22 protein-coding genes are annotated in these 19,716 nt (G+C 68.0%); 14 read left to right on the forward strand and 8 right to left on the reverse strand.

Annotation, left to right across the window (positions count from 1 at the left end; all coding sequences use genetic code 11):
• The first annotated feature begins 14 nt into the window (after positions 1 to 14).
• Both AC07PF_RS20670 and gor read left to right on the forward strand, forming a co-directional pair.
• A complete protein-coding gene (locus AC07PF_RS20670; RefSeq protein WP_494613076.1) occupies positions 15 to 776 on the forward strand; it encodes a CPBP family glutamic-type intramembrane protease in 762 nt (253 codons plus the stop codon).
• 156 nt (positions 777 to 932) lie between these two features.
• Positions 933 to 2,330: a glutathione-disulfide reductase gene (gene gor, locus AC07PF_RS20675; RefSeq protein ID WP_494613077.1), complete on the forward strand. Its 1,398-nt coding sequence runs from the start codon at positions 933 to 935 to the stop codon at positions 2,328 to 2,330.
• Positions 2,331 to 2,473: 143 nt separating this feature from the next.
• Here gor and AC07PF_RS20680 read toward each other — a convergent pair whose 3' ends face one another.
• Complete coding sequence (locus AC07PF_RS20680) at positions 2,474 to 2,854, reverse strand: tautomerase family protein (RefSeq protein WP_494613078.1); 381 nt, start codon at positions 2,852 to 2,854, stop codon at positions 2,474 to 2,476.
• An 87-nt stretch (positions 2,855 to 2,941) separates the two neighbouring features.
• On the opposite strand from AC07PF_RS20680, the gene AC07PF_RS20685 reads away from it, so the two are divergent.
• The 3 genes from AC07PF_RS20685 to AC07PF_RS20695 all read left to right on the forward strand — a co-directional run bounded on the left by AC07PF_RS20685 (position 2,942) and on the right by AC07PF_RS20695 (position 4,950).
• Positions 2,942 to 3,826 (forward strand): LysR family transcriptional regulator, encoded by an 885-nt coding sequence (locus AC07PF_RS20685; RefSeq protein ID WP_494613079.1) that lies wholly within the window; start codon positions 2,942 to 2,944, stop codon positions 3,824 to 3,826.
• A gap of 125 nt (positions 3,827 to 3,951) precedes the next feature.
• Entirely contained in the window at positions 3,952 to 4,452 is a 501-nt protein-coding gene (locus AC07PF_RS20690; RefSeq protein ID WP_494613080.1) for a hypothetical protein, read from the forward strand.
• 141 nt (positions 4,453 to 4,593) lie between these two features.
• Positions 4,594 to 4,950, forward strand: a complete 357-nt coding sequence (locus AC07PF_RS20695) for a 1-deoxy-D-xylulose-5-phosphate synthase (RefSeq protein ID WP_494613081.1) — start codon at positions 4,594 to 4,596, stop codon at positions 4,948 to 4,950.
• 14 nt (positions 4,951 to 4,964) lie between these two features.
• On the opposite strand, the gene AC07PF_RS20700 is transcribed toward AC07PF_RS20695, so the two are convergent.
• The 4 genes from AC07PF_RS20700 to AC07PF_RS20715 all read right to left on the reverse strand — a co-directional run bounded on the left by AC07PF_RS20700 (position 4,965) and on the right by AC07PF_RS20715 (position 7,438).
• Positions 4,965 to 5,369 carry a hypothetical protein gene (locus tag AC07PF_RS20700; protein WP_494613082.1) on the reverse strand — a complete coding sequence of 135 codons (405 nt, stop codon included), beginning with the start codon at positions 5,367 to 5,369 and terminating at the stop codon, positions 4,965 to 4,967.
• 15 nt (positions 5,370 to 5,384) lie between these two features.
• Positions 5,385 to 6,329 carry a DUF6929 family protein gene (locus AC07PF_RS20705; protein ID WP_494613083.1) on the reverse strand — a complete coding sequence of 315 codons (945 nt, stop codon included), beginning with the start codon at positions 6,327 to 6,329 and terminating at the stop codon, positions 5,385 to 5,387.
• Between the two features lie 207 nt (positions 6,330 to 6,536).
• On the reverse strand, positions 6,537 to 7,040 hold the full coding sequence (locus AC07PF_RS20710; protein ID WP_494613084.1) for a DUF3237 domain-containing protein: 504 nt from the start codon (positions 7,038 to 7,040) through the stop codon (positions 6,537 to 6,539).
• 5 nt (positions 7,041 to 7,045) lie between these two features.
• Entirely contained in the window at positions 7,046 to 7,438 is a 393-nt protein-coding gene (locus AC07PF_RS20715; RefSeq protein WP_494613085.1) for a nuclear transport factor 2 family protein, read from the reverse strand.
• A gap of 245 nt (positions 7,439 to 7,683) precedes the next feature.
• Here AC07PF_RS20715 and AC07PF_RS20720 point away from each other — a divergent pair, with 245 nt between their 5' ends.
• The 6 genes from AC07PF_RS20720 (at position 7,684) to AC07PF_RS20745 (ending at position 14,156) form a co-directional block, all read left to right on the forward strand.
• The gene (locus AC07PF_RS20720; protein ID WP_494613086.1) at positions 7,684 to 8,130 is read left to right on the forward strand and encodes a winged helix-turn-helix transcriptional regulator; all 447 of its coding nucleotides are present in this window, start codon (positions 7,684 to 7,686) and stop codon (positions 8,128 to 8,130) included.
• 114 nt (positions 8,131 to 8,244) lie between these two features.
• Entirely contained in the window at positions 8,245 to 8,451 is a 207-nt protein-coding gene (locus AC07PF_RS20725; protein WP_494613087.1) for a hypothetical protein, read from the forward strand.
• 14 nt (positions 8,452 to 8,465) lie between these two features.
• Positions 8,466 to 8,696 carry a hypothetical protein gene (locus tag AC07PF_RS20730; protein ID WP_007848607.1) on the forward strand — a complete coding sequence of 77 codons (231 nt, stop codon included), beginning with the start codon at positions 8,466 to 8,468 and terminating at the stop codon, positions 8,694 to 8,696.
• A 35-nt stretch (positions 8,697 to 8,731) separates the two neighbouring features.
• Positions 8,732 to 9,496, forward strand: a complete 765-nt coding sequence (locus AC07PF_RS20735; protein ID WP_494613088.1) for a hypothetical protein — start codon at positions 8,732 to 8,734, stop codon at positions 9,494 to 9,496.
• 149 nt (positions 9,497 to 9,645) lie between these two features.
• Positions 9,646 to 11,892 carry an ATP-binding protein gene (locus AC07PF_RS20740; protein WP_494613089.1) on the forward strand — a complete coding sequence of 749 codons (2,247 nt, stop codon included), beginning with the start codon at positions 9,646 to 9,648 and terminating at the stop codon, positions 11,890 to 11,892.
• Positions 11,889 to 14,156 (forward strand): putative bifunctional diguanylate cyclase/phosphodiesterase, encoded by a 2,268-nt coding sequence (locus tag AC07PF_RS20745; RefSeq protein WP_494613091.1) that lies wholly within the window; start codon positions 11,889 to 11,891, stop codon positions 14,154 to 14,156. Before AC07PF_RS20740 ends, AC07PF_RS20745 begins: the two co-directional genes overlap by 4 nt.
• A gap of 114 nt (positions 14,157 to 14,270) precedes the next feature.
• Here the strand turns inward: AC07PF_RS20745 and AC07PF_RS20750 are convergent, their stop codons facing one another.
• On the reverse strand, positions 14,271 to 14,579 hold the full coding sequence (locus AC07PF_RS20750; protein ID WP_494613092.1) for a hypothetical protein: 309 nt from the start codon (positions 14,577 to 14,579) through the stop codon (positions 14,271 to 14,273).
• A 39-nt stretch (positions 14,580 to 14,618) separates the two neighbouring features.
• A complete protein-coding gene (locus AC07PF_RS20755; protein ID WP_007848592.1) occupies positions 14,619 to 14,747 on the reverse strand; it encodes a hypothetical protein in 129 nt (42 codons plus the stop codon).
• A 168-nt stretch (positions 14,748 to 14,915) separates the two neighbouring features.
• Between AC07PF_RS20755 and AC07PF_RS20760 the strand changes: the two genes are divergently transcribed.
• Positions 14,916 to 16,334, forward strand: coding sequence for an aminotransferase-like domain-containing protein (locus tag AC07PF_RS20760; RefSeq protein ID WP_494613093.1), 1,419 nt, complete (start codon positions 14,916 to 14,918; stop codon positions 16,332 to 16,334).
• Between the two features lie 56 nt (positions 16,335 to 16,390).
• Here the strand turns inward: AC07PF_RS20760 and AC07PF_RS20765 are convergent, their stop codons facing one another.
• Positions 16,391 to 17,308, reverse strand: coding sequence for a LysR family transcriptional regulator (locus AC07PF_RS20765; protein ID WP_494613094.1), 918 nt, complete (start codon positions 17,306 to 17,308; stop codon positions 16,391 to 16,393).
• 145 nt (positions 17,309 to 17,453) lie between these two features.
• Here AC07PF_RS20765 and AC07PF_RS20770 point away from each other — a divergent pair, with 145 nt between their 5' ends.
• Positions 17,454 to 18,581 (forward strand): alkene reductase, encoded by a 1,128-nt coding sequence (locus AC07PF_RS20770; protein WP_494613095.1) that lies wholly within the window; start codon positions 17,454 to 17,456, stop codon positions 18,579 to 18,581.
• A gap of 53 nt (positions 18,582 to 18,634) precedes the next feature.
• A complete protein-coding gene (locus tag AC07PF_RS20775) occupies positions 18,635 to 19,654 on the forward strand; it encodes a zinc-binding alcohol dehydrogenase family protein (RefSeq protein ID WP_494613096.1) in 1,020 nt (339 codons plus the stop codon).
• Positions 19,655 to 19,716: the final 62 nt, after the last annotated feature.

A 19,716-nucleotide genomic window follows, 5' to 3' on the forward strand; every position in this document is an offset into this window, starting at 1 on the left:
TTGCACCTACCCGCATGATCCTTGCGCAGCCCCCTGCAGCCACGCCTGGCGACGCCGACTTCCCCTTCTACAACGGCCGGCCGCTCGCCCTGGGTGCGGGCCGCTGGTGCGTGCTGCTGCTGGGCGCCGCGCTGGGCTTTGCCGCGCTCTACCTGCCCATGCCTGCAGCCTGGGGGGGCTGGGGATCGATGGTGCCGGCCGTCCTGTTCCCCCTGGTGCCCTTGCTGGCGCTGCGGTTGGTGGCCGGGCCGCACTGGCAGGTGCTGTTCCGGCGCGTGGGCTGGCGCGACCTGGGCCTGGCCCTGGGCGTGGCGCTGCTCAATATCGCGGTGACCGTGTTGGTGGCCCTGCTGGTCAGCCGCCTGTTTGGCGAGGAGGCTTCCAACCCCGCGTTCGGTGCGCTCGGGCGCATGGACACGGGCGAGCGCGTGGCCTTTTTTGCGCGCACCATACCCCAGCTCGTCGGCGAGGAAATCATCACCGTATTGCCCTTCCTCGCCGTGCTCGCCGGGTTGTCGGGCCCGCTGGGCCTCAGCCGGGGCCAGGCCATCGTGGGGGCCTGGCTGGTGTCGGCGCTGATCTTCGGCTCCTTGCACCTGCCCACCTATGGCTGGAATGTGGCGCAGTGCCTGCTGGTGATTGGCTCGGCGCGGCTGGTGCTGTCGCTGGCCTACCTGCGCACCAAGAACCTCGCCGTGTCCGCCATGGCGCACATCGCCAATGACTGGCTGCTTTTTGCAGGCGGCCTGGTGCTGGGCACTGCCGTCGGCGCCTGAGCCGCCACCCTGGTACGCGGCATGCGGCCAAACTTGGCCCTGCAGCGCTCTCTTGTTCAGCGTTGCCTTACCATCCCATGCGACCTGCAGATTGCCTGCAGCGCAATGCATGCGCGCGCACTGGGCTGCAAACACAATGACAAGGAAAACAATGCGATGAGCGGCTATGACTATGACCTGTTTGTGATTGGTGGGGGCTCCGGCGGCGTGCGCGCCGGCCGTGTGGCCGCCTCGCTCGGCAAGCGGGTGGCCGTTGCCGAGGAGCACCGGTTTGGCGGCACCTGCGTCATCCGTGGCTGTGTGCCCAAGAAGCTGTTCGTTTACGCCTCGCAGTTCCACGAGCATTTCGAGGACGCTGCGGGCTATGGCTGGCAGGTGGGCACGCCCACGTTCGACTGGAAGGCGCTGATCGCCGCCAAGGACAAGGAGATCGCCCGGCTCGAAGGCCTGTACCGCCGCGGCCTGGACACCAACGGTGCCGAGATCATCGACAGCCGCGCCGAGCTGGTGGACGCGCACACCGTGCGCATCGTGGCCACCGGCAAGACGGTGACCGCAGAGCGCATCGTCATCGCCACGGGCGGCACGCCCAACCCGCATGCGGCGCTGCCGGGGCACGAACTGTGCATCAGCTCCAACGAGGCCTTCGACCTGGCCGCGCTGCCGCGCTCCATCCTGATCGCTGGCGGCGGCTACATCGCCGTCGAGTTCGCCAACATCTTCCACGGCCTGGGTGTGGAGGTCACGCTGATCTACCGCGGCAAGGAAATCCTCTCGCGCTTCGACCACGACATGCGCCAGGGCCTGCACAAGGCCATGGTGGACAAGGGCATCCGCATCCTGCTCACCGATGTCATCGAGAACGTGGCCCAGGTGGAGGGCGAGGGCGGCGGCCTCATCGCCACAACGAAGAACGGCGAGACCATCGCTGTCGATACCGTCATGCTGGCGCTCGGCCGCGACCCCAACACCCGCGGCCTGGGGCTGGAGGCGGCCGGCGTAGCGCTGGACGAGCGCGGCGCCATCGTTGTGGACGCCTACTCGCGCACCAATGTGCCGAGCATCTGGGCACTGGGCGACGTGACCAACCGCGTGCAGCTCACGCCCGTGGCGATCCACGAAGCCATGTGCTTCATCGCCACCGAGTACCGCGGCCAGCCCACCGCGCCTGACCACGATCTGATCGCCACCGCCGTGTTCTCGCAGCCCGAGATCGGCACCGTCGGCCTGTCGGAAGAAGAGGCCGCCCAACGCCATGCCGAGATCGAGGTCTACCGCGCCGAGTTCCGCCCCATGAAGGCCACACTCTCGGGCCGCGCCGAGAAGATGGTCATGAAGCTCGTGGTCGATGCCGCCAGCCGCAAGGTGCTGGGCGCCCACATCCTGGGCCACGACGCGGGCGAGATGGTGCAGATTTTGGGCATCTCGCTCAAGGCCGGCGCCACCAAGGACGATTTCGACCGCACCATGGCCGTGCACCCCACGGCGGCCGAAGAACTGGTGACCATGTATCAGCCGAGTTACCGCATCAGGAATGGCCAGCGCGTTGGATGAGGGCTGACAAGATGCATCAGGGCAACGCTGTTAGAGCGGGTCACAAAGCTCAGCGAAGCGGTTCTGGCTAGGCGCTGCGCCGCAGACAGTACGTTGGTACGGCAAGGCGCAGCAATGGCGCCAGAAGAGTTTTGTGAGCCGCTCTAGGCGTACTGGGCCAGGCCGTGGCCGAAGGACCAATTCTCCTTGGCCACCTCAACCAGGCTGATGAACACATCCTCGGGCCGCACGCCCGGGTTCTCGCCCAGCAGCTGGGTGATGCGCTGGTACAGCGCCTTCTTCTGCTCCAGCGTGCGGGTGTTGTTGGCGGTGATCTGGATGAACACCAGGCCATCGCTGCGCGCCACGCCCAGGTAGGTGGGGCTGTAGCGGAAGTTGGCGGCATCGTGCTCGGTGATGACCATGAACTCGTCGTCCTCGGGCACATTGAAGGTCTCGCGCATGGCGCGGTACAGGCTGTCGCAAAGGGCCCGGCGGTAGGCCTCGGGCTTGCCGGCGCGCAGGGCGATGTGGAGCAGGGGCATGGGGAGCGGTCCGTGAAAAGTGGAGGTGGCCCCATGCTAATCATGACCGTTTGTTATTGCAATTGATAGCAGTGATAATGGTTGAATATGGCAAAGGCCCCGCAGCTTCCAACGCAGCAACCACAGCACCGCCCGCTGGACCTGGATGCCATCGAAGCCTTCGTGCGCATTGCCGAGCTGGGCAGTTTTACCCGCGCGGCCGACGTCATGCAGACCACCCAGGCCGCGGTGAGTCTCAAACTCAAGCGCCTGGAAGACCGCCTGGGCTGTCGCCTCATTGAACGCACCCCGCGCCACGTGGAACTGTCGGCCCGCGGCGCCGCGTTTCTTGACTCCGCACGCGAACTGCTGGCCGTGCACCAGCGCACCTTGGCCACCTTTGCCGAACAGGCCGAGCGCGAGCGCATCGCCATCGGCATCAGCGACCACGTGGCCGGGCCCGACCTGCCTGCCCTCATCGCGCGCATGAACGCACACGACCCGGGCCTGGTGATCGAGATCCGCATCGGCTCCTCAGGCGACCTGCTGCAGGCCTACGACCGGCGCGAACTCGATGTGGCCATCCTGCGCTTCAGCGCGGGCCGCAGCGACGGCCAGGTGCTGGCCGAAGAAGCCTTTGGCTGGTACGTCGCCCCCACCTGGCAGCACCGCGCGGGCGAGCCCTTGCCCATCGTGACCCTGGCCGAGCCGTGTGGCGTGCGCGTGGTGGCCAGCCAGTTGCTCGACCAGGCCGGCGTGCCCTGGCGCGAGGCCTTTGTGGGGGGCGGGGTGGCGGCTGTGTCTGCTGCTGTGATCGCGGGGCTGGGTGTGGCGGCACTGGCGCCGCGCATGCTGCCGCTGGGGGCTGTGGATGTGGGCGCGCGGCTGGGCTTGCCGGCATTGCCGCGGCTGCCGGTGGTGCTGCATTCGCGGGTGCGGGGTGGGCGAGGGAGGGAGGCTGTGGGGGTGTTGGGGGCGGCGTTTGGGGGGTAGTGCCGTGCGGCCAGACATACAGCGCTCGGTTGAGTTCCTTCGCATCGGCCTTAACCTCCGCAATGGGCTGACGCACATCTGGATGACCCAGTGAATTTTCAACTAAGTCAGAGTTAGGACACATCATGAATTACGACGCTCTTCATGCCCAGCTTGGGCGCTTCGTGCTGAAGTTTCAAACGGTAGAGGCCGCCATGGTCGAATTGACCGTTCAAATTGTGGACGCAGACTCAGAGTACGTGGCGACTCTGGTCGCGGAGTTGGAATTCAATGCGAAGGCGCGCGCACTTGATGTCATCTACACACGCCATGCCCAGATTTTCGGCTTGTCTGATCAAACGCCGCACGCAGAGTTTCATAAGCTGATGGCTAGAATTCAGAAGCTCGCCGCGCGACGCAACGATCTTGTGCATTCGTTTTACAACCTTCTGATTACGGTTGATGGTAAAGAAGCACTGGCTCGCACCCCCACTAGATTGAAGCCAAGCGATGGTGTTCGGGTTCAAAACGGTGAAGACATACTGCCAGAAAAACTTGAGGCGGAGATTTCGGAAATGGGATCGATCCTGCAGGAATTGGAAAATTATCGGAGGGGTGCAATCGATATCATGTGTCCCGACCACTGAGCATCAAACTACCAATCGATAGGGCCCGCAATTGAAGAGGGCCGCTTTCCCACTAATACTGAGGTGCAGCTACGCATAAAGTCGGGTTTATTGTTTACTGCCGCAAACAGCTACAAGCAACAGGTCATGAAACCCCGCATTATGTACATCGAATCCAAGGCCGGCGGCCTCACCGGCCCTGCGCGCATTGGCAGGGTGCGTTTCTCCAAAACAGGCGCCACCCTGTACTACGCCGGGCAGTCCTTCCAGAGCCAAAAGGGCAGTGGCTTCAAGTCGAACTATTTCGACGAGGCAACGGGTGACCCGTACTGGATCTCCGGCCCGCGAAAGGATGGGCGCGATGCGCTGTATGCGACCCACATCGCGCCCGCTGTGGATGCCGACGTGCATGGTGAGTACTGGACCAAGGTCCGTGGCCTCGCAGTGCCTCCGCCGATGAAGAGTGGCGGGCTGGTTGTTTCCCTGCCGGACTCTCGGGCGGGTGCTGGCGTGGGGTGAGGCTGGTTCTTCAATCAATCCGACTCGGTTTGCGGGCGCTGCCAGAGCACACTGAGCTCTCCATCCACAAACCCCAGCGCCACGGCATCGCCCCGCTGCAGCAATGGCCTCAGCGTGGGCGACGCGAGGCAGGTGCGCAACAGTGCGTCCATGCGGGCCAGGCAGGCCTCCCAGCCGGGGCCGGAGAAGGCCTCGGGAATGTCCAGTTGCCGTTGGCGGGGCGACCAGGCCTCGTCGCAGGCCCAGTCCGGGTCGTCCTCGTCGAACCCGGCGGTGCCCACCAGCTCGACCGCGAATTTCACACCGTGCGCGGCGGCGGGCTCCAAAAGGTTGAAGGCGTAGGCCTTCACCTCGGGTGGCATGGCCCCGTCTGCCAGGGCATGGTGCAGCCAGGTGTGAAACTGTTCTTCAAAGGGCATGTGCTTGTTCGTCCGTCAATCCAGTAGAGAGACCGCCAATAGCCGCGACGATCGCTCCGGATCATCCGCATCCGTGACCATCAGCAGCCGCTTCTCCCCGTCCAGCGCAATCCCTTCGACTTTGGGCGCGCCTTCCAGCGCAACCATGCGCTGCAGCACGCCGTCCGCACCGACCCAGCCGATGGCCGATGCCACGCACTCGCCGTCGGCATAGCTGTCGTCCGTGTTCTCGGCCACGGCACTGAAGACCCATCCGCCGTCGCCATCACCATCGCCGCCGGGCAGCGCCGCGCCATCGGTAAAGCCCAGGGGCACGCCGTCCACCGTGCCCAGGTCGAACTGGGTGGTGCGCAGCGGCGCCGGTGGCTGCGCACAGGTGCCGGCCAGCCAGGCCTGCAGCGGGGCCAGCGGGTAGGTGATGCAGGCATTGCGCGCATCGCCCTTGTTGCCGCGCTGCAGCAGGTGCAACACGTTCTTGACGACAAAGGCGCCTTCGATGTTCAGGTCGGCAAACTCCGCGCGCAGGGGCGCGTAGAGGGCGGACAGGTCCGCCACCTGTGCAGCGCCATCGGGGCGTCCGGTGGCATCGAGCGCGATGACAAGGCCCCGTTGCCGATTGGGCTTGGACCCGGACCCCAGGGCCAGCAGCGCCCCGCTCGGGTGGGTGGGCGATGCGGGCAGCAAGGCCAGCGCTTCCAGGTCGGGCTTGCGCTTTTTGCGGGCCTTTGGCTCGGCTGGCAGGTCGCCTGGCAGGATGCGGTGCAACTGCACCAGGGGAGCTTGCGGCAGCGCGGCTGTGCCGGCAGGCAGCAGGCCCAGGTGGTGTTCGTCGTCGGCCACCAGGTACAGCCATGCGCCGGCCCGCACCAGGCCGCTAGCTGCGCTCAGGTGCGGCTGGCCACGCGGGTGGCTCGCGGGGTCGAGCAGCAGGTCCTGCAGGTGGGTGGGCGTGAGGGGCATGGCGAAGCCTGGTGGGGCAGGGCCAGGGGCAAGGCGGGTGCCTTGCTGCAGTCCAGGCACATCGGGCATGGCACCCGCCTGCTCGCAGCAGTCTATCGTTGTTCCGGCGCGCGCTGCATGTGGTGTCCTTGCCAGGGCGCTCCGTGAACGACCTCGCGGACCAGCAGGGGCACTGCCACCGATCCGCGAGGCCGGGGCCAAGCCACTTCAAAGCACCTGGTGGATGCGAAAGTCGATCTGCCCTGCCGACAGTTCGTTGTAGCCGATGAGGACCTGCTCGTTGAGCCACAGGTAGCGCTCGTCCGAGGTTTCGAACCTGGGCGTGGTCCTCAGGTAGGTTTCGCCGAACGCCAGGCGCTCGCCCTTGGCCAGCCGCGCGCGTCCGTCTGCCGGCAGCTTGGCGATGCCCTTGCTTTCAAACGCGATGAGCGCGCCGTCGTCGGTGCGCAGAGCACCGCGTATGTCGAGCCGGCTGATGCCGTCGGTGCCGACGAGGACCCAGTCGACGCTGCCGGGCAGGAACTCGCCGCGCAGCCGGGGCCCCTCCAGCCGGCCGCCCTTGCCGATGTAGGGGACCACCGTGCCCCGTGGCGTGGGGATGGCGCGGGGCGTCTCCAGGGCCACCCGCAGGTCGCACAGGTGCCGTACCGGAAGGGCGTCGAGCCGGGGCTGCTCGAAGAGGGGCAATGGGGAGTGAAGGGTGCTGTCCATGGGGCTCAGCTCATGGCCGCCTTGACCTGCGCATAGTCGAAGAAGGTGTCCTTGCGCGTGACCAGCCCGGTGCTGTCCACCTCAACGACGTCGAGCGCGTGGAAACCCCGGCGCTCCTTGCCCGGCGGCTGGAAGGTCAGGGTCCAGTCCAGCGTCCAGTGCTGCTCGCCCAGCAGCAGGCGGCGGGTTTCCACGCCGAAGCCGGGGTAGCGCTCGAAGACGCCGGCGAACTCCTGCAGCAGTGCGGCATGGCCGCGCGCCTGTGCCCCACGGCCATGCGCCTCGAAGGTCGAGTCTGGGGTGTGCAGGGCAACGATGGCCTGGGGGTCGTGGGAAAGCCAGGCCTGGGCATAGCGTTCGGCGATGGCAGCGAGATCCAGCGTGACAGGTTCAGACATGGGAAGCCTTTCGGTGTGGTTCGTTCGGTGGTGCGCGCGCAAATCCGGGTGGATGGCGCGGTGCGCGAGGCCGCTTGAACAGGGCCCCGCGCACAGCAGCAACTATACCTATGATTTTCATAGTGACAAGGGGTACAATGCCGGCAATGAGCAAGATGCCGAAAAAATCGTCCGCGGAGCAGGGGGCTCCGGACCCTGGTTCCAGCCCCGGTTCCACCCTGTGTCCGATCGCCCGCGCGCAAGGCGTGGTCGGTGACCGTTGGACCGTGCTGGTGCTGCGCGAGCTGTTCCTCGGCAACCGCCGCTTCGAGGAGATCCAGGCGCAAACGCAGGCCACGCCCCAGATGGTGGCCAGCCGCCTCAAGAAGCTCGAAGCGGACGGATTGATCGAGCGCAGGCCCTACAGTGAAAGGCCGCCGCGCCACGAGTACCACCTGACGCCGATGGGCATCGCCTTCCACCCGGTGTTCCTGGCGCTGCGCGCCTGGGGCGAGACATGGTTCAAGTCCCAGGACGAGGAAGTCGCCATCCGCTACACCCACATCCCCTGCGGGCAGGACCCCGGGCTGGGCCCCGACTGCCAGTCCTGCGGCAAGGTGATGCGCAGGGAGGAGCTTTCCGCGGCGCTGAGTGGCTCGTTCAAGGCAGAGCGCCAGGCGCGGCTGGACGCCTTCAAGGCCAGCCGGCCTTAGCGTGGCCACGGGCCATTGCCGCACCCGTTGCGGTGAGGCCGTCGCACCCCGGCCGCCGGTCCGAAGTGGGCTAGGATTCAGCGTCCGAGATCATCAAACCAAGGAGGAGGGTGCATGAAATTTCCAACAAGCATGGCATTCCTGGCAGTGGCGGCCGTGCTGGCCCTGCCGGCATGCAGTTCGACCGACGTCGTGCGCGCGCCGGTCGAGGCCACCATCGGCCAGCAACTGATCGACCTGAAAAGTGCCTTCAACAACGGCGCATTGAGCAGCCGGGAGTACGACAGCCAGCGCCGCCGGCTGATCGACAGCGTGAAGTGACTGAGAACAGCGCCATGAACAAGCACAACCACCATCGGATTGCCACCATCACCATCGTCTGCGCATGCCTGGCATCGCTGGCCGGCTGCGTGAGCAGCAGCACCTCGCGCGTGACCGTGCAGGAGGGCGTCAAGTTCTCCAAGGGCCGCGAGCTCGATGACCTGGTGAAGGCCTACGACGCCCAGGCCGTGACGCGCAGCGAGTACGAGGAGCTGCGCCAGGTGATCATGAAGCGCCCCAACTGAGCCGCCATGGCGAAGGCGAGGGTAAGGGCGATGCCATGAAACCCTCGGCACCGCCAGGCCGGGCCCTTCGCGACCTGGCGCGGCTCTCGCGCACCAGCGGGGCGCCAGGGTTTCTGCCTGAGCTGTGGCTGCTCGGGCCCATTGAGTACCAGTTGCACAAGACTCTGCGCAAGCTGGGGCTGCGCACGGGCAGGGACATCGCCAAGGTCAATATCTACGGGGTTGAGCATCCGGCCGCCTGGAGCGGCGAGGTGTTCGATGGCTGCACTGATGTGGAGATCGCTGCCGACTGGAACGCCATTGCCATGCTGCCTGCCCCCGAGCGGGCGATGGCGGCCCATGCCGCCTTGGTGGCGGGGCTGCAGACCGTGCTGGATGCCTGCGGGGTGGAGCATACCTACCTGCCGGCCTTACGGGCTTTGGCAGCCGATGGTTTTTGCCATGCAGTGAAGCTGGCCACGGTGAAGCAAGGCAGCGGCACATTGGCGCTGTGGCTGGAGTGGGATGGGGCGCTCGACCTGGCTCGGCTGGTGGTGCGCGGCAAGGCGGCCGCGCGCAAGGCTGCCACCGAGCAGTTGCTGGGCTGCGCCTGGCCTGACTTCGATGGCATCCGCCCGCAGGACGTGGCGGTGGGCGAGCGCGGTGGCATCACCATCGAGGTGTTTGCGGGTTTCATGCTGCCGGACCGGCTGTTGAAGGGCCGCCCTTACTTCGACATCCCTGGTGCGGTGAGGATGGTGGTTCCGGGGCGGGAGCGGATTTCGCTCAGCTTCACCCTGCCGCAGGCGGGGCCTGTATAGCCCATGGCCTGATCTGGTGGTAGCCAACCACACGCCAGCGTGCGCCGCCGACTGCCCTGAGGGGCCATCACCAATCTCTGCTGCGCAAAAGTAACAATTCGTTATACGATATCTCCAAACCGCCCGTCTCCACCGATCCAATTCCCGCCATGGGCACCGCCAGCGGGCCCCCCCGCACCCCTGAGGACGCCGCGCCCACCTTGCGCCTGCGGGTGTTGCTGCGCTTCGAGCCGGCGCAGGTCGAGCATGCGTTTGGCGAGCACTACCTGTCGTTCTACCACCGCTACGCCCAGGGCGCGTTGCTGCTGGGCCTGTTGCTGGTGCTGGGCGATTTCCTGGTCGACTGGATTGCCTACCCCACGGTGGCGGTCAATGCGCTGCGGCTGCAGGTGGCCGTGCCCATCCTGCTCGGGGGCCTGGCCTACACCTTCCTGCCGCAGGCGCGCCGGCACTGGCAGCCCGTGCTGGCCGGTTTCATCGTCGCGCTGTCGCTGTGCCTGTTCTGGATATTGCTGCGCATCGATGCGGCAGGCGGCGAGGGGCTGAACTCCTGGGTCGGCATCCTCAACTTCACCTTCCTGGAGTTCTACTGCTTCATCGTGCTGGGCCTGCAGTTCCGCTGGGCGCTGATGGCGGGCCTGGCCATCCTGGCGGCCTTTTGCGCCACGCTGTGGTGGCACCCCGGCCAGTCGCCGACCGAGGCGGCCTACTGGTCCTACCACGTGGTCACGCTGTTCCTGCTGGCGGTGGGGGTGGGCTGGTGGCGCGAGTTCATCGTGCGCAAGGACTATGCGGCCCAGTGGGCGCTCGAGCGAGCGCGCCTGGCGGCCGAGCAGCTGGCGCTGGTCAAAAGCGAGTTCCTGGCCACCATCAGCCACGAGATCCGCACGCCGCTCAATGGCGTGCTGGGCATGAACGAGCTGCTGCTCGGCAGCGGGCTGAGCCGCGAGCAGCGCGAGTGGGCCGGTGCGGTGCAGGCCTCGGGCCGGCACCTGCTGGCGCTGATCGACGACGTGCTGGACGTCTCGAAGATCGAGGCCGGGCAGCTGCAGCTGGAGCAGGCCGGTGTCGACCTGCGGCGCGAGATCGGTGCGGCGCAGGCCATGTTCGTGCAGCCCGCGCTGGCCAAGGGCCTCAACCTGCAGGCGCAGGTGAAGTGGCAGATGCCCGAGTGCCAATTGGTGGGCGACGCGCTGCGCCTGCGCCAGATCGTGGCCAACCTCATCGGCAACGCGATCAAGTTCACGGAACAGGGCAGCGTGAATGTGCAGGTGTGGGTGGCGCCGGCGCAGGTGGCCGGGCGCGCCCAGGTGGACATCGTGGTGCAGGACACGGGCATCGGCATACCGGCCGAGGCGCAGGAGCGCATCTTCGAGCGCTTTGCCCAGGCCGACGGATCGACCACGCGCCGCTTTGGCGGCACCGGCCTGGGGCTGGCGATCTGCCGCGACCTGGCCCGGGCCATGGGGGGCGACATCGCGGTGCAAAGCCAGCCGGGTGCCGGCTCGCGCTTCACGGTGCAGCTGGAGCTGCCGGTTGCCGGCGCATTGCCCGCCCGTACCGACAACGGTGGGGAGGGCGCTGCAGGCGCGGCTGCCGACGCCGTGCCGCGCCTGCAAGGCACCGTGCTGCTGGTGGAGGACCACCCGGTCAACCGCGCCGTGGCGGCGGGCATGCTGCGCAAGCTGGGCCTGGCCTGGCGCGAGGCGCACGACGGCGCGCAGGCCATCGAGCAGGTGCGCGCACACGATTTCGACGCCGTGCTCATGGATTGCCAGATGCCCGTGGTGGACGGCTATGCCGCCAGCCGCGCGATACGCGGCCTGCCCGATGGGCGCGGCGCCAGCCTGCCCATCATCGCGCTCACGGCCAATGCCGGCGCCGACGATGCCGCCCGCTGCCGCGCCAGCGGGATGGACGGCTTCATCGCCAAGCCCTACGGCATTGGCACCCTGGCCGCGGCGCTGGCGCCCTGGCTGCAGGTGGTGCCGGTGCCGCAGGCGCTGCCCGAAGCGCCCGTGGTGCCTGCCGACGACCGCAGCACAGCCATCGACGCGCGCGCGGTCGAGACCCTGCTGTACCTGGACGAGCAGGGCGGCACGGGGCTGTTGCGCGAGGTGGTGACAGGTTTTCTCGACGCCGCAGCGCAGGGGCTGGCCGCCATGGAGCAGGCGCTGGCCGATGGCCAACTGCCCCATGCCGCGCGCATTGCCCACGGCCTCAAGTCCTCGGCCGCCCACGCCGGCGCGCTGGAGATGGCCGAGGGCATGCGCAGCGTCGAGCGCCATGCGCTCGCCGATGATGCCCATGGGGTGCGCCAGGGCCTGGCGCACATGCACGATGCCCGCCGCCGCACCGTGGCTGCCCTGCATGCCGTGCTGGAGGCGCACCCATGAGCAAGGAGGCGCCGGCGCTGCCGGAAGAAGGGCTGCCGCCCGAACCGGGGCTGGTAGCGCTTGTCCGGGTGCTGATCGCCGACGACGACCCCGGCATGCGCGCCATGCTGCGGGCCGCCGTGCGCAAGCTCGGCTTCGAGCCCGTGCTGGCCGAGGACGGGGCCTCGGCGCTGCTCGCGTTCCGCCAATCGCCGTGCTCGCTGGTGCTGCTCGACGTGGAGATGCCGGGCCTCAACGGATATGAGCTGTGCGGCATCCTGCGCCACGAGGCCGGCCCGTTCGTGCCCATCGTGCTGGTCACGGGCAACGACGACGTGGCATCGGTCGAGAACGCCTATGCCGCCGGCGCGACGGACTTCATCTCCAAGCCCGTGAACTGGCCCATCCTGGGCCACCGGCTGCTGCACCTGCTCAGGAACTTCGGCATCCAGCGCGACCTGCAGCTGGCGCAGGCGCGCAACGCGGCCATCCTCGATGCGCTGCCCGACCTGCTGTTCGAGCTCGATGCCCAGGGCCGCTTCATCCAGTGCAATGTGCCCGCCAACGAGGAGCTGGCCCTGCACCACCGCGCGCTGATGGGGCGCACAGTGACCGAAGCCCTGTCGCCCAAGCTGCGCGAACTGGCCATGGCCGCCATTGCCGAGGCGCGGGCGCAGGGCCATGCCAGCCCGCGCAGCTACCGCCTGCACCTGCCCGGGGGCGAGCGCTGGTTCGAGCTGTCGGTGGCGCGCAAGGCGGCCGATGGCAGCCTGGAGGGGCAGGGGGGGCCCACCTATATCGCCCTGTCGCGCGACGTCACCGCGCGCAAGGACGCCGAGCGCCGCATCTCCGACCTGGCCGACTCGCTGCGCCAGGCCAATGCCGACCTGCGCCGGGCCAACGACCAGCTGCAGCGCCAGGCCTTTGAAGATCCGCTGAGCGGCCTGCCGAACCGCGCCCTGTTCAACCAGCGCCTGGGCCAGGCGCTGCAGCGCATTGCCGCGCAGGGCGGGGCCACGGGCGTGGAGGCAGGGGCGGAGGCGGGAGCGCCCTGCGAGCTGGGCGTGATGTTCATCGACCTCGACGGTTTCAAGCCCATCAACGACAGCTTCGGCCATGCCGCGGGCGACGGCGTGCTCAAGGAGGTGGCACGGCGCCTGCAGTCGGTGGTGCGGGGCGCCGAGCTGCTGGCCCGGCTGGGTGGGGACGAGTTCGTGGCGCTGATCGAGTCGCCCACGGCGGGCGAGGATGCCATGCGCGTGGGCAGCCGCATCATCGAGGTGCTGCGCCGCCCATATGCCGTGGGCCGCCACCGGGTGTCGCTGTCGTGCTCCATCGGCGTGGTGCTGCACCCCCGGCAGGAGCCCTCGGGCGACCGCCTGCTGGCCTGCGCCGACGCGGCCATGTACGAGGCCAAGCGCGCCGGCGGCAGCTGCTGTGTGCTGTACGAGAAATCCATGTCCGACGACGGCCCAGAAGAGGTGCTGATGCGCCAGGCGCTGCGCGAGTCGCTGGAGCGCGGCGACCTGGTGCTGCACTACCAGCCCAAGGTGGACTGCACCGAGGGCCGGGTGCATGGCCTGGAGGCCCTGCTGCGCTGGGAGCACGAAAAATTCGGCCAGGTCAGCCCCGAGATCTTCATCCCGCTGGCCGAGCGCTACGGCCTCATCGGCGCCATCGGCAATTGGGTCATCGACACCGCCTGCGCCCAGCTGGCGCAATGGCAGGCGCTGGGGCTGCGCTGCCGTATCTCCGTCAACCTGTCACCCCACCAGCTGCGCCAGCCCGACTTGGTGGAGCGCATCGGCCAGGCCCTGGCAGCGCACGGGCTGCGCCCCGCGCAGCTGTCGTGCGAGATCACCGAGTCGACCATGATGGAGCACTCCGCGCAGGAGCGCGCCATGCTCGAGCGCATTGCGGCCATGGGGGTGCGGCTGTCCATCGACGACTTCGGCACCGGCTACTCGTCGCTGGCGCAGCTGCGCCACATCCCTGCACGGCAGCTCAAGATCGACCGCAGCTTCGTCACCGACCTGGCCAGCAGCGAGCAGGCGCGCCATGTGGTGCAGGCCGTGATACAGCTGGCCCACGGCCTGGGCATGGAGGTCGTCGCCGAAGGGGTGGAAACGCAGGCGCAGATGGACGTGCTGGGCGCGCAGGGCTGCGACCTGGTGCAGGGCTTTCACATCGCGCGGCCCATGCCAGCGGCGGACGTGCCCGGCTGGATGCGCGACCGCGAGCACACGCCCAGCCTGTGGAGCCCGCTGGCGGGCCCGGCCGGCTGAACGCCTGTCCGTTTGGCCTGGCTCATGCAGCCAGGGCAGCCGCACATTGCGGCCCAGGTCCGACGGGGCCGAGAGCCGCAGGCTGCGCGTGGAACGCACGCCAGCGCTGTGCTGCTATGGCCGAAACCGGTGCTTGAGTGCGGCCATGGTGGCGTAGCTGCCTCGGACCCAGCCGAGGACTTCCTCGCCCTGGCGTGTGAATTCGATGGTCTCGCCGCCTGGGCGGGTGGTGATGGGCACGTCGTAGTAGCTTTCGAGAAAATCCAGCGCCTGCAACAGGCGCTCCCTGCCGAGGCCGGTGATCTGCTCCGCCTCGGGCCAGCGCACGCCCGAGTGCAGGCTGCCGATGGCATTGGCGGCGTCGAGCAGCGGCACCAGGTCCGCAAGCGGCGGGGCGGGCTTGTTGCCTGGGGCGGGCATCATCGCGGGCCGTTCGGCGCGTGCTTGAGGTCGCCGGTGGCGTCATTTCTCGTTGTCCCTGTCCTGCTTGTCCTTCTTCGCCTGGTCGTGGTGCCACTTGATGGCGAAGAACATGCCCGTGCCGAACACCAGCACCTTGAACGTGATGAAGACGATGGGGACCCAATCCATGTGCGTATTTCCTGGTTTCCTGGCTGTCGTTGGTCGAACAGCCCTTGCTTGTATGGACAATTGCAAAGAAAGATCCCGATAAAAGTTGGAAATTTCCATGCATGTTGTTATTGTATGGATTTATGAGGGATTTGTCTTGAGAAAAACAATACAAAGGAGCCATACAAAATGGAGAGCGCCCGCAAGCTCAAGAACCCCAACCGGGCATGGATCCGCCCCTTGACCGCGCAAGGAGGAGGCGCCCGCTACCAGCAGATCGTGCAGCAGATCGTCACGGCGGTGGACGACCTGGTGCTGCGCCCGGGCGACCGCCTGCCGCCGCAGCGGGAGCTGGCCACGGCACTGGGCGTGGACCTCACGACCGTGACCCGGGCCTACTCGGAGGTGCGGGCGCTGGGCCTGCTGGAGGCGCAGGGTGCGGGGGGCTCCTACGTCAGGCGCAAGGCATCGGGCCCGGACATGACGACGGTCGACCTGGGCATGAACATCCCGCCGCTGCTGGACGGCCCCTTCTTTGCCCAGCTGATGCGTGCCGGGATCGCGCAGGCGCAGGAACGCATGGGCAGCGGCGACCTGATGGGCTACCACGTGGGGGCCGGTGCGCCGGCGGACCGGCAGGCGGCCGCAGCATGGCTGCAGCCCATGCTGGGGGCGGTGGACCCGGGGCGCATCGTCATCTGCCCCGGGGGGCAATCGGCCTTGTGTGCGCTGTTGCTCACCTGCTCGCACCCCGGCGACGGCGTGCTCACCGAAGGGCTGACCTACCCGGGTCTGCTGGCCGCGGCGCAGGCGCTGGATCGGGCTATCGTTGCGGTGGCGGCCGATGCCGAGGGCATGTCGCCCGATGCGCTGGAGGACGCCTGCGCCCGTGGCGGTGCGCGCGTACTGTACCTCAACCCCACCATCCACAACCCGACCACGCGCACACTGTCGGCCAAGCGCCGCGCCGCATTGCATGCGGTGGCCAGCCGGTATGGGCTGGCCATCATCGAGGACGACCCGTACTGGCTCATCGCCGGCGATGCCCCGGCCCCGGTGGCTGCACAGTCGGGCGGACAGCACAGCGCTCCCGTCTACTACATCTCCACCCTGTCCAAGTGCTTGGCGCCGGGCCTGCGGACGGCCTTCATCGCCCTGCCGCAGGGGGCGGCGATCACCCCGGTGCTGGATGCCCTGCGCTCCATCAGCCTCATGCCGGTGTCGTGGATGACGGCGGTGGCGACCCATGCCATCGAGAGCGGCATGGCGCACGACATGCTCAAGCGGGTGCGCCACGAGCTGGCGCAGCGGCAGCGCCTGGCGGGCCGCTTGCTGCCCCAGGGCGTGCAGTGCCACCCGCATGGCCTGCACCTGTGGCTGCAGCTGCCGCCACTGGCCGACCCGTACCGGCTGATCCAGACCGCGCAGCAGCGTGGCGTGGGCGTTACCGATGCCGATGCCTTCCGCGCGGATGAGGCCGTGCACAAGGCCATGCGCATCTCGCTCGGGGGGGCCATGGGCCAGGAGCAACTGCGCCAGGCGCTCGAAAAGCTCTCGGCCATCCTGCAGGAGGAGCATCGCCCGGCCAGGGCAACGGGCATCGTGTAGGAGTATCTGCGCCAATCCATACAAATTGATGGTTTGTATGGGATTGACTGAACTGCTCAACGGCCTTCGGGTGCTCCCAGCGCCGCCGTGCGCGCCGCCACGAAATCCCGCAGCGCCCGCACCAGCGGCGTGAGCTGGCGGCGGCTGGGCGCCACCAGGAACAGGGGCGTGGGCTCGGTCGTCCAGCCCGGGCACAGCGCCTGCAGCCGGCCTGCGGCCAGGTCGGCCGCCACGTCGAGCCCGGCCTTGTAGGCGATGCCCTTGCCCAGCAGGGCCCAGCGGCGCACGGCGTCGCCGTCGTTCGATACGTTGACGCTGCGCACGCGCACGGTCACCTCGGCGCCGCCGTCGCCGGGCGTGAAGCGCCAGCGGTCATGCACCTCGTCACCGAGCATGAAGCACAGGCAGTCGTGCCCCGTGAGCTCGTGCGGTGTGGCCGGTGCACCGTGCCGTGCGAGGTAGGCGGGCGATGCGCACAGCACGCGGCGCACGCCGGGCGCCAGGGGCAGGGCGACCAGGCCCGAATCGGGCGGCTTGCCATAGCGAAAGGCCGCGTCCACCGGGTCGCTGTAGACATTGGCCACGCGGTCCGACAGCTGCAGGCGGATGTCCACCTGCGGGTGCTGCTCCTGGAACTCGTGCAGCCAGGGCAGCAGCACATTGCGCCCCAGGTCCGATGGGGCCGACAGCTGCAGCACGCCGCGCAGCGCCTGCCCGCCCGCGGCCAGTTGCTGGCCGGCCTGCTGCAGCGCGGCCAGCGCCGGGCGGCATTGCTCGAGGAACAGCTCGCCCTGCTGCGTGAGCCGCAGGCTGCGCGTGGAGCGCACGAAGAGCTGCACGCCCAGCTCGGCCTCCAGGCGTTTGAGGGCCGCGCTGGTGGCGGCGGGCGTCAGGTCCAGCGCGCGGGCGGTGGCCGACAGGCTGCCGTTGTCGGCCGTGCGCACAAAGATGTCCAGGTCTTGCAAGGCTTTCACGGATGAAGGGGCAGGGCGGTGGCGTTGATCTTCAATATTTTATTGAAAGTGGCTTCAATGCATGGGTGGTTTTTCAATCAACACGAAATGAAGACCATAGCGGCATGCAAACGGCAAACCGCCGATCCCACCTGGAGCCATCCGCATGACCGCCACTTCTTCATCCCCCTTGTTCCGCCCCCTGCAGCTGGGCCCGCTGGCCCTGCCCAGCCGCATCGTGATGGCGCCCATGACGCGCGCCCGCAGCAGCCAGCCGGGCGACGTGCCCAATGCGCTGATGGCCCAGTACTACGCCCAGCGCGCCAGCGCCGGCCTGATCGTGACCGAGGCCACGCAGATCTCGCGCCAGGGCCAGGGCTACAGCTTCACCCCCGGCATCTACAGCGATGCGCAGGTAGAGGGCTGGCGCCGCGTGACCGATGCAGTGCATGCCGAGGGCGGGCGCATGGTGCTGCAGCTGTGGCATGTAGGCCGCATGTCGCACGCCAGCTTCCATGCCGACGGGCTGCCCGTGGCGCCCTCGGCCATTGCGCCGCAGGCCCAGGTGTGGGTGGCGGGCGATGACGGCGTGGGCCGCATGGTCGACAGCCCCGTGCCGCGCGCGCTGAGCGTGCCGGACATCCAGGTCGTGGTCGGCGATTTCCGCCGTGCCGCCGCCAACGCCATGCGCGCCGGTTTCGACGGCGTGGAAATCCACGGCGCCAATGGCTACCTGGTGGACCAGTTCCTGCGCACCACCTCGAACCAGCGCACCGATGCCTACACCGGCGCCACGCTGGAGGGGCGCACGCGCTTTGCGCTGGAGGTGGCCGCCGCCGTGGCCAGCGAGGCCGGCGCCGAGCGCACGGGCATGCGGCTGGCGCCCTTCATCACCCAGCGTGGCATGGACTGCCCCGAGATCATTCCCACCATCCTGCACCTGGCGCGCCAGCTCGACGCCACCGGCTTGGCCTACCTGCACCTGGTGGAGGCCGACTGGGCCGATGCGCCACAGATCCCCGACACCTTCCGCAGCGCGCTGCGCCAGGCCTACCAGGGCCGCGTGATCGTGGCCGGCGGGTACGACGCCGCGCGTGCCAGCCAGGTGCTCAGCGACGGCTTTGCCGACCTGGTGGCCTTTGGCCGCCCCTTCATCGCCAACCCCGACCTGCCGCGGCGCCTGGCGGACGGCCTGCCGCTGGCTGCCTTCGATGCCAAGGCGCTGTTCGGCAGCGGTGCGCACGGCTACAGCGACTACGCACCGTACGAGGCGACCGCCGAGGCCATGGCCTGACCCCCCCTTGAAGTCGATTTTGTTGTTTACTCTCCCTTGACAGGACCCTCTCCATGAAAGCCGTCGGATACCAGAAGCCCCAGCCCATCGCCAACGCCGAGTCGCTGCTCGACATCACCCTGCCCGAGCCCGTGGCCACGGGCCATGACCTGCTGGTGGAGGTCAAGGCCATCTCCGTGAACCCGGTGGATACCAAAGTGCGCAGCAGCGGCGCCCCGGCCGAAGGCCAGCCTTACAAGGTGCTGGGCTGGGACGCCAGCGGCATCGTCAAGGCCGTGGGCCCCGACGTCACCCTGTTCCAGCCCGGCGACCGCGTGTGGTACGCCGGCTCCATCGCCCGCCCCGGCACCAATGCCGAGCTGCACCTGGTGGACGAGCGCATCGTGGGCCATGCGCCCAAGACGCTCGATTTTGCCCAGGCTGCCGCGCTGCCGCTCACGGCCATCACCGCGTGGGAGATGCTGTTCGACCGCCTGGGGGTGCAGCCCGGCAAGAAGCCCGAGGGCAAGTCGCTGCTGATCATCGGCGCATCGGGCGGCGTGGGCTCCATCCTCACGCAATTGGCCTCGCGCCTGACCAGCCTCACGGTGATCGGCACCGCATCGCGCCCCGAAACCCAGGCCTGGGTGAAGGAGCTGGGTGCCCACCACGTCATCGACCACAGCCAGCCGCTGGCACAGGAACTCAAGGCCATCGGCTTCCCCACGGTGGACTACATCGTCAGCCTGACGCAGACCGACGCCCACCTGGCGCAGATCGTCGAGGCCATCGCCCCGCAAGGAAAGTTCGGCCTCATCGACGACCCCAAGGCGCTGGACGTGATGCCCTTCAAGCGGAAGTCCGTCTCCATCCACTGGGAGCTGATGTTCACCCGCTCGCTGTTCGGCACCGCCGACATGGCCGGCCAGCACCAGCTGCTCAACGAGGTGGCCGCCCTGGTCGATGCCGGCCTGGTGCGCACCACTCTGGCCGAGCGCTTTGGCAGCATCAATGCCGAGAACCTGAAGAAGGCGCATGCCCTGCTCGAATCGGGCAAGGCGCGTGGCAAGGTGGTGCTGGAAGGGTGGAGGTGAGGCTGCGAACGGTTTTCGACTTTGCTTGAAGCAAAATCGTCGTACAACTTCACACAAGGCTG

The sequence above is a fragment of the Acidovorax sp. GW821-FHT10A04 genome, assembly GCF_059415825.1.

Bases quoted from the DNA above. Each gene is read 5' to 3' on its own strand.
- gor (WP_494613077.1), top strand. From the start codon at position 933: ATGAGCGGCTATGACTATGACCTGTTTGTGATTGGTGGGGGCTCCGGC.
- AC07PF_RS20705 (WP_494613083.1), bottom strand. From the start codon at position 6,329: ATGCCCCTCACGCCCACCCACCTGCAGGACCTGCTGCTCGACCCCGCG.
- AC07PF_RS20770 (WP_494613095.1), top strand. From the start codon at position 17,454: ATGACCGCCACTTCTTCATCCCCCTTGTTCCGCCCCCTGCAGCTGGGC.
- AC07PF_RS20730 (WP_007848607.1), top strand. From the start codon at position 8,466: ATGAACAAGCACAACCACCATCGGATTGCCACCATCACCATCGTCTGC.
- AC07PF_RS20690 (WP_494613080.1), top strand. From the start codon at position 3,952: ATGAATTACGACGCTCTTCATGCCCAGCTTGGGCGCTTCGTGCTGAAG.
- AC07PF_RS20735 (WP_494613088.1), top strand. From the start codon at position 8,732: ATGAAACCCTCGGCACCGCCAGGCCGGGCCCTTCGCGACCTGGCGCGG.
- AC07PF_RS20775 (WP_494613096.1), top strand. From the start codon at position 18,635: ATGAAAGCCGTCGGATACCAGAAGCCCCAGCCCATCGCCAACGCCGAG.
- AC07PF_RS20750 (WP_494613092.1), bottom strand. From the start codon at position 14,579: ATGATGCCCGCCCCAGGCAACAAGCCCGCCCCGCCGCTTGCGGACCTG.
- AC07PF_RS20755 (WP_007848592.1), bottom strand. From the start codon at position 14,747: ATGGATTGGGTCCCCATCGTCTTCATCACGTTCAAGGTGCTGGTGTTC.
- AC07PF_RS20760 (WP_494613093.1), top strand. From the start codon at position 14,916: ATGGAGAGCGCCCGCAAGCTCAAGAACCCCAACCGGGCATGGATCCGC.
- AC07PF_RS20700 (WP_494613082.1), bottom strand. From the start codon at position 5,369: ATGCCCTTTGAAGAACAGTTTCACACCTGGCTGCACCATGCCCTGGCA.
- AC07PF_RS20710 (WP_494613084.1), bottom strand. From the start codon at position 7,040: ATGGACAGCACCCTTCACTCCCCATTGCCCCTCTTCGAGCAGCCCCGG.
- AC07PF_RS20685 (WP_494613079.1), top strand. From the start codon at position 2,942: ATGGCAAAGGCCCCGCAGCTTCCAACGCAGCAACCACAGCACCGCCCG.
- AC07PF_RS20680 (WP_494613078.1), bottom strand. From the start codon at position 2,854: ATGCCCCTGCTCCACATCGCCCTGCGCGCCGGCAAGCCCGAGGCCTAC.
- AC07PF_RS20670 (WP_494613076.1), top strand. From the start codon at position 15: ATGATCCTTGCGCAGCCCCCTGCAGCCACGCCTGGCGACGCCGACTTC.
- AC07PF_RS20745 (WP_494613091.1), top strand. From the start codon at position 11,889: ATGAGCAAGGAGGCGCCGGCGCTGCCGGAAGAAGGGCTGCCGCCCGAA.
- AC07PF_RS20695 (WP_494613081.1), top strand. From the start codon at position 4,594: ATGTACATCGAATCCAAGGCCGGCGGCCTCACCGGCCCTGCGCGCATT.
- AC07PF_RS20715 (WP_494613085.1), bottom strand. From the start codon at position 7,438: ATGTCTGAACCTGTCACGCTGGATCTCGCTGCCATCGCCGAACGCTAT.
- AC07PF_RS20725 (WP_494613087.1), top strand. From the start codon at position 8,245: ATGAAATTTCCAACAAGCATGGCATTCCTGGCAGTGGCGGCCGTGCTG.
- AC07PF_RS20740 (WP_494613089.1), top strand. From the start codon at position 9,646: ATGGGCACCGCCAGCGGGCCCCCCCGCACCCCTGAGGACGCCGCGCCC.